This window comes from Synechococcus sp. H55.7, assembly GCF_047462395.1.
In the GTDB taxonomy this organism is placed as follows: domain Bacteria; phylum Cyanobacteriota; class Cyanobacteriia; order Thermostichales; family Thermostichaceae; genus Thermostichus.
The window spans coordinates 15,257-28,789 of the sequence record NZ_JANSJD010000013.1 but is presented as its reverse complement, the minus strand read 5'-3'; the positions used below and the strand labels follow the sequence as shown (position 1 = coordinate 28,789).

The following is a 13,533-nucleotide window of genomic DNA, read 5'->3' as shown; positions in this document are numbered from 1 at the left end:
TGTTCAGGTAACCACGGGAAGGGCTGTGTAGTTTCTTCAGCCTAACAAATCCAAAAACTTCTCGGTGAGAAAACCTGGCTTTGACATTGTCCGCGTCGCCGCGAAGCCGTTGGCCATCAGGGTAGATTCTTTGCTCTCTTGTGCACAGCAGGCTGAGCTTTAGCGCAGATCCCCCAAGGTGGCACGAAAGTGGGCAGCCATTGTTGTTTGCTCAATTGTCTTCTTCACCCCCGGCGGTGTCCTCCATCGTTTCCTCAACCCCGGGCTCCTCCTGTTGTTGAGCCTCGGCAGGCGGTCTCAGTTGGTTGAGCAGGGTCAGAACCCGGGATCCCCGCTCCAAAGAGCGATCCTGCAAAAACACCACCGTCGGCACCCGTCGCAGGCCGAGGCGCTGGCCAATTTCCCGCCGCACGAAGGGAGTGGCAGAGGCCAGCCCCTCCATGGTCTGCTGCTGGGCCGCTTCATCGCCATAGATGCTGACGAAGATGCGGGCATTTTGCAAGTCATTGGAAACCTCGACATCCACAATGCTGACCATGCCCGCCCCCACGCGGTCATCTTTGATCTCCGAGAGCAGGATTTGGCTGACCTCCCGTTTGATCAGCTCGGCTACCCGTGCCACCCGTCGCGCTGTCGCCATTTTTGGATACCTAGGTTACCGCTCATCCGCAAACCGGCTCTGGCCGGTGTGGAGCAGAGTCCTCGTCGGCTCGATCCCCAGAACAGTAGCCGATGCTACGAGCATCTCTCTCTTCTACCTTTATCTTGAATCCATGTCCACCTTGCCTTGAGTATGAATACCTAAAGCCATCGATGGATGGATGGAGACGTGATGATCAAGACGCCAGAGGCCCTGCGGCGCTCCATTGAGCAGTTTATGCTGAATGTCACAGAGCCGCTTGACCCCTTGCTCTCCCTGAAGCTAACTCAATTGGTGGTGATGTTGGGGGATACAGCTTATGCAATGGGGTACAGCGATGGCCAACAAAAGCCAGATGAACGCTGCCGCTATTGTCCCAGCCGGCTGCTCGACCGTCCAGAGATTTGACAGAGCCCTTTAAGGTTCTTCATAGTCTAGCTCCTGGCTGTCCAGGAGGGGGGAATGAGTTGAAAGGGGTGGTGGGAACCGGCCAAGATGGGATCCCGTCCCTCAGTAGCCTATGACTTCCCCGGTTTTGATTTGGCACCGTCGCGATCTGCGGCTAGCAGACAACACAGCCCTACACGCGGCGGCGCAGCGCAGCCCGCAGGTGGTGCCGGTTTTCGTTTTCGACCCGCAGGTTTTGCAGCGGGCGGATATGGCCCCGGCCAGGGTGGCGTTTCTCCTCCAGGCATTGCAGGAGCTGCAGGAGCGCTACGCCCAGATGGGGATCCCGCTCCTCTGGCGGCGGGGGGATCCGGCGGTGGAGCTGCGGCAGTTGGCCACCGAGCTGGGGGCGCAGGCCGTGTTTTGGAACGAGGATCTGGATCCCTTGGCCCGGCAGCAGGAGAGTCAGGTGCGGGCCAGCTTGACGGAAGCCGGGATCCCGTCTTTTTCTTACCAAGATATGCTGCTGCACGGTCCGGGGGAAGTGGTGACCCAGGCGGGGGATCCCTACTCGGTTTTTACCCCTTTCTGGCGCCGCTGGTCCAGCTTGCCTAAGCCGGATCCCTTCCCCACTCCCAAGGAGCTCCAGCCGCTGCCAAGCCTGAAAGCTCAACCTCTGCCCACCTTGGCGGATCTGGGCTTTGTCTGCAACCAGCGGATCCCGGCGGCAGGCGAGAGGGCAGCTCAAGCGCTGCTTGAGGATTTTTGTCAGGGCCTGCGCATTTTGGACTACGAGCAGGCCCGCAATTTTCCGGCTGAACAGGGTACCTCTCTCCTCAGTCCCCACCTGTGCTGGGGAACCATCGGCATTCGTCAGGTGTGGCAGGCCACGCGGGAGGTGGAAGCAGAGGTGCGCAGTGAAGAGGCCGAAAGCAGCCTGCAAACTTGGCGGCAGGAGCTGTGCTGGCGCGAGTTTTACAAGCATGTCCTGGCCCACTGGCCCCACGTGGAGAGCGGCGCCTACCGGCGAGCTTTTGATGCGCTGGAGTGGGGCAACCGGCAGGACTGGTTTCAGGCCTGGTGCTCCGGACAGACGGGTTACCCCATCGTGGATGCGGCCATGCGCCAGCTCAACGAGACCGGCTGGATGCACAACCGCTGCCGCATGATCGTGGCCAGCTTTTTAACTAAAGATCTGCTCATCGACTGGCGCTGGGGAGAGCGCTACTTTATGCAGAAGCTGGTGGACGGGGATCTGGCCGCCAACAACGGCGGCTGGCAGTGGAGCGCCGGTGTGGGCACGGATCCCAGGCCGCTGCGCATCTTCAACCCGGCCACCCAGGCAGCCCGCTACGACCCGGAAGGGGAGTACATCCGTCGCTACCTGCCGGAGCTGGCGGGGCTAGATACCCCGGCTTTGCTGTGGGTGGGGGAGGATCCCAAGGGATCCTGGGCCCTACAGGAGCGGCGGCGCTGCGGCTACCCGGATCCCATCGTGGATCACAAGGTGCAGCAGCAGGAGTTCAAGCGGCGCTACCAGGCGGTGCAGCAGAGGCACTCTCAGCCGGCCCAGGGCAGACTATCCACTCTTTCCTAGCTCTGGACAAGACGTGGCAAGGACTTCCCTCACCCCCAACCCCTCTCCCTCAGGGACTCCCTCACCCCCAACCCCTCTCCCTGAGGGAGAGGGGAGTTAGAGCAGCGCGTTCGCGACAGCGTTGCGTTAATGACTTATGGAAATGAAAAGGGGATCGCCTGGATCCCCTCGGTCTTCAGAAGTTCGGAGCCAATGCCGGGTTGCCTGAGACTACGGCTTCAGCTCGCTGGGGATGCGCTCCCCGAAGAGAACTGTGTAGAGAATGCGGTAGATGTCGGTGTTCAGGATCCCGGTGGTGGGCACCAGCTCTTGGGCGTTCAGGCCCGCCGCGCGGGCGATAACTCCACTGCCGGCGTCGTCTCCAGTGGCCCACGCCACCGCAAAGGGGCGGCGGTTGCCGTTCTTGTCGGGTGCTGAAACAAATGGCTTCGTACCCGTGCCCTCGACGCCATCGATAGGGGCGCCGCTTTCTTCGGGGTCAGTGGGGGGCAGCGGCTCATCGGCAGACTCCACATCCACCAACTGCATCCCGCCGGCGTTGCTGTCGCTGGTGGTGATCATGAAGGTTTTGGGATTCTTCTCGATGAAGTTAAGAATTACCCCAATGGCATCGTCAGCCCGCTTCATGGCCTCCAGGCAGCCGGAAGCATTGAGGTTGTTGCACATGTTGTCGGTGCCCTCTTCCTCAATGACGGCGAAGAAGCCCTTGGGATTGCGGGAGATCCGCTCTAGGGCAAACTGCGTCATCTCGGCAATGGTGGGTGCGCTGGCAATGTAGTTGGGCAGGTTTTGGGCCCGCAGCTCTTCTTCAGGTTTGTCGTAGAAGGTGTCCTCTACGTTGAACACCCCCAAAACCTTGGCGGCATCCGCCGGCAGCTTCAGCAGCTCGTCGCGGGTATAGACGACGGCATACCCTTTTTTCTTGGCTTCCTCGATGAGGTTGCGGCCATCCTTGCGCTTCCCTTGGCCAAAGCGCCCCTGGACGCCTTCCGGCAACAGCCATTCCTCACCGGCCCCCAGGATGATGTCTACCCCCGACTCCACCACTTCCAGGGCAATCTCCTCGTAGTCGCTGCGCTTGGGAGCTTCAGCCACAAAAGCAGCCGTCCCCGGCTCGATGATGGATCCCGACTGCACCAGAGCCGTGCCCAGGCCTGCCTCAATGGCATCTTCCATAATTGTGTTCAGGGTGCCGTTGGCCGAGGGATACTCTTTGCCGTCGGGATCCAAGCCAAAAGTCGCGCCATGCACGCGAGTGCCTGTGGCATGCGTCACCGCCCCGCCGTTGGAGGTTCCACCCAACAGGTCAAGGTGATGGCCACGATAGGTGGTGATGACAGGCAGGCGATCCCAGTTCAAGAAGCCATCCGGGCCGTAGTGGAGAATGCGGGTGATGTCCCAGTGAGAGGCCGAAGTGCCATCGGGGTGGAAAAAGATCGCCCCGTTGCCGGTCGGCTTTGGCGCCGCCTGGGCCAGGCTAGAAAAAAGGGAAGAGGACAGCAAGCACAGCGTTGCGGCCAGAGCTGCCCTCAGAGAATGGTTACGCATAGTAAATCTGCCCTTGCTTGTTCAAGGCTGAACGTCAAGAAAAGTAACACAGCCTTGGAGCACCTAGCAAGGGCTAGGCTAAACCCGAGGGCAGAGCTCACTTGTAGCGATGGCCTGCCGCCCCAGTCTATGGCAGGGTCTATACCTAGAGTTAACTATCTCTTAACCCCTTCATAATGTCAAGGCTTCTCGTAGAGCTCTTGGGAGACTTGCGCCAGGACATAGCCGTCTTCCGGTCAAGCGGCTCTTTTGGGGGCAAGAGAGGAATTTTGGGTCTGCCAGGCCTGCCTAAGCTGTCTGAGGCATTGTTGCCAACGCCGCAGTTCCCCGGCTTCCAGCGCGATCCCGCCAAAGCGCACCTCCAGGTAGCGCTGCAGGAACTGGATGGCGAGCTCGGCTTGGGGCAAGTTGGACTGGCGCAAGTGTTCTAGGCAGGCTTCAGGACCTAGGTGGGCTGGGATCCCCACTGCCGTCGCCAGCTCCCGCAGTTGGAGGTAAAGTCTGGAGATTGCCTGGCGGCGCCGCTGCGATTTGGGCAGGGCCGTCGGGATCCAGCGCATGCCGGCAAAGGCCAGACTTGGCAGCAGGATCCCGATCATCCAGGTGGGCCATTCTGGGGGCGGCTGCCACAGGGATCCCATCACCACTCCATTGCCAAGTGTGGCCAAGAGGACCCATCCCCCATCCCGCCAGTGCAAAGCCTGGTAGCGGCGGCGGCGGCCCCAGTAGGCCGTGAAGCCGGTGATCAAAATCACCCCCAGCAGCGGCAGGCTGTTCTGTTGCAGCCTTTGCCCCCAGCCCACCAGACCGCGACGGAAGGCGGCGGCAACATCCTCTCGATCGGAAGAGACCGCTACTGCACTGGCGATCTCCTGAATCTGCCGCCAGATCTGCCGCTGGGTGGATAGATCGTACTGGATGACGTACTTAAACCAACGGAAGCGCAGGCTGTCGTGAAAATCTTGCAGGGGATCCCACCAGCTTTGCCGCTGGCTGACATTGGCCTCTGGCGGCGTGGCGTCGAAGAGGATCCATCCATAGGGGCCAAAGGGGATCTCCGTCCAAGAATGGGCATCGGCGTTGCGCACCGCCAGGTACTTTTCCTGCGCCACCCAGCGCCCGCCCAAAAAGCCATTGACCACGCGGGCCGGGATGCCAATGCTGCGGGCCAGCACCGTCAGGGCGGTGGCAAAGTATTCGCAGTGGCCGCGGCGGTGGGTAAACAAAAAGGCCTCCAAAGGCGGTTCGGCCCCGGGATCCGGCAGATCCGTGGTGTAGGCGTAGTTCTCCAGCAGGTAGTTCTGCAGAGCTGTCGCCTTGCCAAAGACATCGGGGATCCCAGCCGTGATCTCCTCTGCCAATGCGGGAATGCGCGGATCCAGCTCTGCCGGCAGCTGCAGGTAGGCTGCCTGCTGGGCTGGGTCAAGAGCACTTAGCAACTCCGCCTGGCCGAGCTGGCGCAGGCGGGGCCCCAGATCGCGGGGGATCCAGCTCACGGCGCGATAGAAATAGGGCATCCGGGGGGGCAGGGAATGGCTGACATCCCCGCTCTCGTGCAGGAGGAGGCGGCGAGTTTGCCGTTGCCATGCCTGCTGAGGGGTCATCGCCCCCCCCCGATCCAACCACTCCACCTCCAGCAGCGGCGCCACCCCAAAGACGGTGTTGGTGGCCAGCGGCTCTAGGTAGATAAGCTGCTCCAGGGAGAGGAACTGGAGGTCGCTAGCGGTGGGGATCAAGGGGGAAGCCGAGAGGGCAAAGACCCCTGCTGCAGTGGGGAAAATCGGGATCGCGCGGTTCAGCGTCCGCGACCAAGCCCGCCCGTCGTAGCGATCAAAGCTGATCCCCCGCCAGTAGAGGGACTCCACCTGAGGCGGCACCCCTGCCGGGAACTCCACCCGCATAACAACAGTGCTGTCGGTCTTGAGGGTGCCGAACTCCCCCAGGCTGACTTCCTCGGCAAAGCCAGTGGTCATCACCGGCGAGCGGGCCTGCCGGCCTAGGATCCCCAAGCTAAGGCGCGGAAAGAGGAAAAACAAAACCACCGCGAGAAGGGTTGCCAGCAAAGCCAGGGATCCAAGCAACCCCAGAAAGTTGAGGTCGATCCCGCGAACTTGGCTGGCCGCCTGCGGGTGCTGCTCCGCCTGCAGGCGCAGGTGATAGAGGGTGAGGTTAACCAGCCCCACCCCCACATACAGCAGGAATAAAAACCCAAAGCTGATGTCCTCGTTAAAGAGGGTGGCGATGGCCATCAGAAGCAAAGACAACACCGCCAACTGAATGTGGTCGGCTGCCCGCTCCCGCTGAAACAACTTGGCCCCCGTAAGGTAGAGCACCAGGCCTATGGCCCCATCCGAAAGCGGCAGCACGCCCGCAAGCACCAGGGCCGCCAGGCTGACCAGCACGCTCACCGTCAGGGGCATCCACAGGGGCGCATAGCGGGCAAAGCTAATGCGGGGCGGCTCCCAAAACCAACTGGCAGCCCCCGCTGCCAAGCAGAGGGCGATAACCGCCGGCGACAGGGCCTGATCTCCCAGACAAAGGGCGGCAAAGGCGATCCCCACCAGCAGGTAGATGAAGAGCTTTTGGACGGCAAGCAGTGGCCAGGTCATGGGCTAGGTTGCTTCGGGATCCCTCAAGTGGCCCTTCCAAGATAGCCAAGTCTTTCCTCTTCTCCTGCCCCCTATTGCCGCCACCCCTTGCGATGGGGAGAAGACAGACTTCTGCTGCAGCACTAGAATCGTTAATGTTCCTTAACTTTTGTTGTTTTTCGACTCGCCAATTTTGGGCAGAGTCTCCACCCACGCTGCACACAGAGGGGATGAGATGTCCGGCCAAAACGAAATCCATGTGGTGGGGGCGCGGCAGCACAACCTCAAAAACCTCGAGCTGCGGATCCCGCGCAATCGCCTGGTGGTGTTTACCGGCGTCTCCGGCTCTGGAAAATCTTCTCTGGCCTTCGACACCATCTTTGCCGAGGGGCAGCGGCGCTACGTGGAGTCCCTCAGCGCCTATGCGCGGCAATTTCTGGGGCAACTGGACAAACCGGATGTAGACCGCATCGAGGGCTTGAGCCCAGCCATTGCCATCGACCAAAAGTCCACCAGCCACAACCCCCGCTCCACGGTTGGCACCGTGACCGAAATCTACGACTACCTGCGGCTGCTGTATGGGCGGGCCGGGATCCCCCACTGCCCCCATTGTGACCGGGTGATTGCCCCCCAGACGGTGGATCAAATGGTGGACCAGATCCTGGCCCTGCCGGAGCGGACGCGCTTTCAGTTGCTTGCGCCCGTGGTGAGGGGAAAAAAGGGCACCCACGCAGCGCTCTTGCAAAGCCTGAGCCAGCAGGGGTTTGTGCGGGTGCGCATCGACGGCCAGGTGCGGGATCTCAGCGAGGAAATTGAGTTGGCCAAAACCAAGGCCCACACCATTGAGGTGGTGGTGGATCGGCTGGTTAAGGGCCCCAACATCGCAGAGCGGCTGGCCGATTCCCTGACCACCTGTCTGCGCCAGTCGGGGGGACTGGCGGTGGTGGAGCTCTTGCCCCGTGAAGACGAACGGGAACACCTGCTGCAAAAAGTAGCCGAGGTGGCGGGGCAGTACCTCAACGGCAAGCCAACGGAGCTGATCTTTTCGGAACAATTTGCCTGCCCCGAACACGGCTCCGTGCTGGGCGAGCTGTCGCCGCGGCTATTTTCCTTTAACTCCCCCATCGGCGCCTGTCCCGTCTGTCACGGCCTGGGCTTTGAACCCATCTTCGACCCCGACCGGATCGTGCCGGATCCCAAGCTCCCCCTCTATGCGGCCATTGCTCCCTGGGCGGAGCGGGAGAACCCCTACTATCTGGCCCTACTGGCGGGGGCTGCTAAGGCCTTTGGCTTTGAGCTCAGCAGCCGCTGGTGCGACCTTACCCCCGAGCAGCAGCAGCTCCTCCTCTACGGCAGCGACCAGGAGATCTACGTTGAGGCGGAATCCCCCCAGGGGAGCCGGGGCTACTACCGCCGCTTTGAAGGGGTAATCCCGCAGTTGCAGCGGCACTACCAAGAGACCACCGCCGAAACCTACCGGCAAAAGCTGGAGACCTACCTGACCTACCGCCCCTGTGCTGCCTGTGGCGGATCCCGGCTGCGGCCAGAGGCCCTGGCCGTGCGCGTCGGTGGCTACCGCATCACGGATCTCACCGAGATCTCCATCCGCGACTGCCTGCAGCGCCTGGAGCAGCTCCAGCTTACCCCCCGCCAAGCGCAGATTGCCGAGCTAGTGCTGCGGGAGATCAAAACCCGCCTGCAGTTTTTAATTGACGTGGGCCTTGACTACCTCACCCTGGCCCGACCGGCCATGACCCTTTCGGGGGGCGAGGCGCAGCGGATCCGACTGGCCAGCCAGATTGGCTCCGGCCTGACGGGGGTGCTCTACGTGCTGGACGAACCCTCCATTGGCCTGCACCAGCGGGATAACCAACGCCTCTTGCAAACCCTATTCCGCCTACGGGATCTGGGCAACACCTTAATTGTGGTGGAACACGATGAAGAGACCATTCGCGCCGCCGACCACATCGTGGACATTGGCCCTGGCGCTGGCATCCACGGCGGAGAAGTGGTGGCCCAAGGATCTCTAGCCGACATCCTAGCCTGCGAGCGCTCCCTCACCGGCGCCTATCTGTCGGGGCGGCGGCGGATCCCAACCCCAGCTCAGCGGCGACCTGGCAAAGCCGTCTCCCTCAAGCTCACCGATGCCCACAAAAACAACCTCAAGCACATCGATGTGGAGATCCCCCTGGGCAAGCTGGTCTGCGTCACCGGCGTCTCCGGCTCCGGCAAGTCCACCCTGGTCAACGAGTTGCTCTACCCTGCCCTGCAACACTCCCTCGGCCAGAAGGTGCCTAAGCCAACGGAAATGGGGGAGCTACACGGCATTGAACACATCGACAAGGTCATTGTCATCGACCAATCCCCCATTGGCCGCACCCCCCGCTCCAACCCCGCCACCTACACGGGCCTCTTTGATCCCATCCGCCAGGCCTTTGCCCAGACTCTAGAGGCCAAGGCCAGGGGCTATCACTCTGGCCACTTTTCCTTCAACGTCAAGGGGGGGCGCTGTGAAGCCTGCAAAGGGCAGGGGGTGAACGTGATTGAAATGAACTTCCTGCCGGATGTGTATGTTACCTGCGAAGTGTGTGGGGGCAGCCGCTACAGCCGCGAGACCCTCCAGGTCAGGTACAAGGGCAAAAACATCGCCGAAGTCCTAGACATGACAGTGGGGGAGGCGCTGGAGTTTTTTGCCGCCCTACCCCCTGCCGCCAAGATCCTGCAGACGCTGGCCGATGTGGGCCTTGATTACATCAAGCTGGGTCAGCCCGCTCCGACGCTTTCCGGGGGGGAAGCGCAGCGGGTGAAGCTGGCGGCAGAACTGGCCCGCCGCTCCACCGGCAAAACCCTCTACCTGCTCGATGAACCCTCCACCGGCCTGTCGTTCTACGACGTTCACAAGCTCTTGAATGTTCTGCAGCGGTTGGTGGATGCGGGCAACACCGTGCTGGTGATCGAGCACAACCTGGACATCCTCCGCTGTGCCGACTGGATTATTGACCTGGGGCCGGAAGGGGGCGACCAGGGCGGCCAGATTGTTGCCGTCGGCACCCCTGAAGAAGTGGCCGAGCATCCCGGATCCCACACGGGGCGCTACCTAAAGCAGGTTTTGCAACGACATCCCCCCGGCCACTGAGTAACTCAGGGTTACTCTGAGCCTTTTGCCCGTGTGGCATGATGATCCAGAAGGAAAAGGTTCGCATCCTCCCCAAGGGTAGAGCCAAAGAACTCCGTCCCGCTAAAGTGCTCCGCAGTGCTGACGCGAACGGTAGACCATATATGCCTGGAGCGACCGGAGTCCTTATGGTAGGGCAGACCCTGGGTGGCCGCTATCAGATCCTAGAAGAACTGGGATCCAGCGGGCAAACCTACCTGGCCCAAGATGGCCATCGCCCTGAACAGAGCTGGGTGGTGATCAGGCGTTGGCAACCTCGCTCTCCCAAGGGGGAAGAGCCCTCTGCCGCCCGGCAGCGATTTGAACAGGCAATGGCGCTGTGGGAACGCCTGGGATCCCATGAGTGTATCTCACGCCTGCTGACTTATTTTGAGCAAGAGGGAGATTTTTACTGGGTAGAAGAGTGGATCGAGGGGCAGACTCTGGAACAGGCCCTGCGCCAGGCCACTGAGCAAGGTCAGCCTTGGACAGAAGCTGAGGTGCGGGCCTTTTTGCAAGATGTGCTGCAAACCTTGGCCTTGCTACACAGTGAGGGGGTAAACTGCTGCAACCTAGAGCCCTCTCGCCTGATCTGTCGCCGGGCGGATGGCCGCTGGGTAGTGTTGGGCTTGGGCTGCTGCAACTCTGGGCCCGAGGCTGCCGACAGCGATCTGGAGGCACTTGGGCTCATCGCCATACAGGCCCTCTCAGGGATCCCGCCCCACAAGCTGTTTCGCGACCCGTTGACGGGGGAGCTGCGCTGGCACGATCTGGCTCCTACCAGCGCTCCTTTTGCCGCTTTTTTGGATTGCCTGGGGGGTTGTGACCCGCGGCAGCGCTTTGCTTCGGCAGCGGCAGCTTTGGCCGCTCTCCAGGCTTTGCCTCTGGCAGAGGGCGTCTCTCCCGGCGCTGAGATCCTGCCCGACCCTGTTGCCGCCGCTCCCTTACAGGAGCCGACTACGCCGCCGCGTTCCTCGGTATCACTGCGGGCGCGTTTCTGGATCCCACCACTTTGGGCGGGGAGTAGTCTGGCGGCTTTGCTGGTGCTACTCGGAGTTGCTGCCTGGCAACTGGCGGCCAACCTCAGCCTGTGGGGAGAGAAGGCAATTGTGCCCAGGGACTCTGTCCCGCCCGCGGGAACGATGGCAAACTTGGGATCCGCTGGGCTCAAAAGCTTCAGCTCCCCAGAGCAGCCGCCCAATCCCTCCAGGACTGGATCCCTATCCTCTTCCAGCCCTGCCCTCAACCTAGCTGACTGGGCCAAGTCCTTGCGGCTCAAGGCCACACTGGAAGGCCCCGCCGCTATCACCGCTCTGGCCATCAGCCCGGATGGAGATCTCCTGGTTGCCGGGGGAGACGACGGTGTCATCCGCTTTTGGGATCCCCAGGCCGGCCAACTGCTGCAGAGCTGGGTAGGCCACGAAGGTTCGATTGAGACGCTGGCCATCAGCCCCGATGGTACCTTTTTGGTGAGTGGGGGGGCCGACAAGACGGTGCGGGTCTGGGATTTGGCCCCTGCCTTGCCGTCGCGGGAAGGGGTGCCACGGCTGCAGTTGCAGGGCCACACCGAGCTGATCAACAGCGTCGCCATCAGCCCCGATGGCCGTTGGATTGCCAGCGGCAGCGCCGACCGTACCATTCGCCTTTGGCAAGCTGAGGATGGCCAGTTGGTGCGCACCATCGACAGCGCCGCCCACCCGGTTACCCAGGGGTCAGGCATTACGGCGGTGGCCTTCGCTCCCTCTGGGGTGGCGGAAAAAAGGAGCCCGCCCTGGATCCTGGTGGCCGCCAACGGGGATCCCACCGTTCATCTTTGGGATCCCGGCAGCGGGGCTTTGTTGAAAACCCTGGAGGCCGACTACCCCATCGAGCAGGTGCTCCTCAGTCCCGATGGCCGCCACTTGCTCGCCGCCAGCGCTTCCGGCGTCTGGATCTGGAACGTGGGCACGGGATCCCTCGAGCGCACTCTGGCCCAGCCCTTGTCTGGCTTGGCCACCCTTGCCCTCAGCCCCGATGGCCGCCTGCTGGCCAGCGGCACCGATCACCGCGCCCAGCAGATCAAACTCTGGGATTTGGGCAGCGGCAAAGAGTTGCGCACCCTGGGCGGCCAGACTTGGATGGTGAGTGCTCTGCTGTTTGGCCCCAACGGGCAAACCCTTCTCAGCGGCGGTGCCGATGGCGCCATTCGCATCTGGGGGCCAGAACATCCTGCCTCAGAAGGGGACTCAGCCTTGAGGAATCGAGCCAGGTAAAATACTCCACGGAGAAGGGATCCCAGCAGCATGGGCAGAGTGGTCATTATCGGGGCAGGGCTGGCCGGCTTAACCTGCGCCAAGGTGCTGAGCCAGGCGGGTTGGAGCGATGTCCTAGTCCTGGAAAAAAGCGACGGCCCCGGCGGGCGGGTGCGCACCGACGCGGTGGAGGGCTTCCGTTTGGATCGTGGCTTTCAGGTGCTGTTTACCGCCTATCCCCAAGTGCGGCGGCATCTGGATCTAGGCCAGCTCAATCCCTGCCCCTACCGTCCGGGAGCGATGCTGGCCCAACCCGGTCGCTGCTGGCTGTTGGGGGATCCCCTGCGGGATCCGACCAGCATTGTCCCTTCCCTCTTCAACCCCTTGGCCAGCTTTGGCGACAAGCTCAAGGTGCTACAGTTGCGGGCGGAGCTGGCGCGGCGCACCCCAGAACAGGTTTTCCAAGAAGGACTGGGGGGATCTGACCGCTCGGTGCGGGAGTTCCTAGAGGAGTACGGATTTTCCCAAAAGATCTGCCAGCACTTCTTCTACCCCTTTTTCCGCGGCATTCTTTTGGATCCAAATCTGGCCAGCAGCGCCCGCCTCTTTGCCTTTTATTTCAAGATGATGGCCGAAGGAGCCATCGTCACCCCGGCGCTGGGCATGGGAGAGATTGTCCGCCAACTGGCCATCCACCTTGCCCCAGAGCAGATCCGCTACCAAACCTCGGTGGAGCGCATCCTGGTGGAAGAGGGAAAAGTGCGCGGGATCCGCACCGCCAAGGGCGAGGAGATCCCTGCCGAGTGGGTGGTCTGCGCCACCGATGCCCCTCAAGCGCGGGCCTGGCAGGCCGAGCTCTGCCCTCAAGCTGCTGCGCCCATCCCCACCCAGGGACGGGCGGTGACCTGCCTTTATTTCTGCGCCCCCTTTTCCCTGACCCGTGGCGCCTACTTGTACCTCAACGCCAGCGGCCAAGGCTGGGTCAACCACTGGGTGCAGCTCACCCACCTCAGCCCGGCGCTGGCTCCTGCCGGTCAGCATCTCTATTCGGTGACGGTGTTGGGGGATCCCCCTTTGGGCAATGAGGAGCTGGCCCAAGCCTGCCGGGCAGAGCTGCAAACCTATTTTCCCAAAGCCCCCTTGGAACGATTGCGCCTGCTGCGGGTGTACCGGATCCCTTTTGCCCAGTTTGTCCAGCCGCCCGGCTTTCAGCAGCATCTGGTTCCCACCTGCAGTGGCCTGCCGGGCCTTCTCTGGGCTGGAGAATACACCCACCAGAGCAGCCTTGAGGGATCCCTGCGCAGCGGCGAACAAGCGGCGGCCTGGATTTTACAAAAATCTTCTGTATAGCAAGACACAGACTTTGACTTTCTTAATCCCCTTCTCAG

At 62.0% G+C, this 13,533-nt stretch carries 8 protein-coding genes; 5 read left to right on the top strand and 3 right to left on the bottom strand.

The window, feature by feature from the left end; genetic code table 11:
* Positions 1-211: 211 nt before the first annotated feature.
* Positions 212-640, bottom strand: coding sequence for a 30S ribosome-binding factor RbfA (gene rbfA, locus NW851_RS07975; protein WP_414334855.1), 429 nt, complete (start codon positions 638-640; stop codon positions 212-214).
* Between the two features lie 192 nt (positions 641-832).
* On the opposite strand from rbfA, the gene NW851_RS07970 reads away from it, so the two are divergent.
* Both NW851_RS07970 and NW851_RS07965 read left to right on the top strand, forming a co-directional pair.
* Positions 833-1,048: a hypothetical protein gene (locus NW851_RS07970; protein ID WP_414334854.1), complete on the top strand. Its 216-nt coding sequence runs from the start codon at positions 833-835 to the stop codon at positions 1,046-1,048.
* Positions 1,049-1,160: 112 nt separating this feature from the next.
* Positions 1,161-2,624: a cryptochrome/photolyase family protein gene (locus tag NW851_RS07965; RefSeq protein ID WP_414337655.1), complete on the top strand. Its 1,464-nt coding sequence runs from the start codon at positions 1,161-1,163 to the stop codon at positions 2,622-2,624.
* Positions 2,625-2,834: 210 nt separating this feature from the next.
* On the opposite strand, the gene NW851_RS07960 is transcribed toward NW851_RS07965, so the two are convergent.
* Together NW851_RS07960 and NW851_RS07955 are read right to left on the bottom strand one after the other, a co-directional pair.
* A complete protein-coding gene (locus tag NW851_RS07960; RefSeq protein ID WP_414337652.1) occupies positions 2,835-4,172 on the bottom strand; it encodes an alkaline phosphatase in 1,338 nt (445 codons plus the stop codon).
* 236 nt (positions 4,173-4,408) lie between these two features.
* Complete coding sequence (locus NW851_RS07955) at positions 4,409-6,781, bottom strand: DUF3488 and DUF4129 domain-containing transglutaminase family protein (protein WP_414337649.1); 2,373 nt, start codon at positions 6,779-6,781, stop codon at positions 4,409-4,411.
* 214 nt (positions 6,782-6,995) lie between these two features.
* Between NW851_RS07955 and uvrA the strand changes: the two genes are divergently transcribed.
* The 3 genes from uvrA to NW851_RS07940 all read left to right on the top strand — a co-directional run bounded on the left by uvrA (position 6,996) and on the right by NW851_RS07940 (position 13,495).
* Positions 6,996-9,896: an excinuclease ABC subunit UvrA gene (uvrA, locus tag NW851_RS07950; protein ID WP_414337647.1), complete on the top strand. Its 2,901-nt coding sequence runs from the start codon at positions 6,996-6,998 to the stop codon at positions 9,894-9,896.
* 167 nt (positions 9,897-10,063) lie between these two features.
* Complete coding sequence (locus NW851_RS07945; RefSeq protein ID WP_414337642.1) at positions 10,064-12,166, top strand: protein kinase domain-containing protein; 2,103 nt, start codon at positions 10,064-10,066, stop codon at positions 12,164-12,166.
* A 30-nt stretch (positions 12,167-12,196) separates the two neighbouring features.
* A complete protein-coding gene (locus NW851_RS07940; RefSeq protein WP_414337640.1) occupies positions 12,197-13,495 on the top strand; it encodes an FAD-dependent oxidoreductase in 1,299 nt (432 codons plus the stop codon).
* The last annotated feature ends 38 nt before the right edge of the window (positions 13,496-13,533 follow it).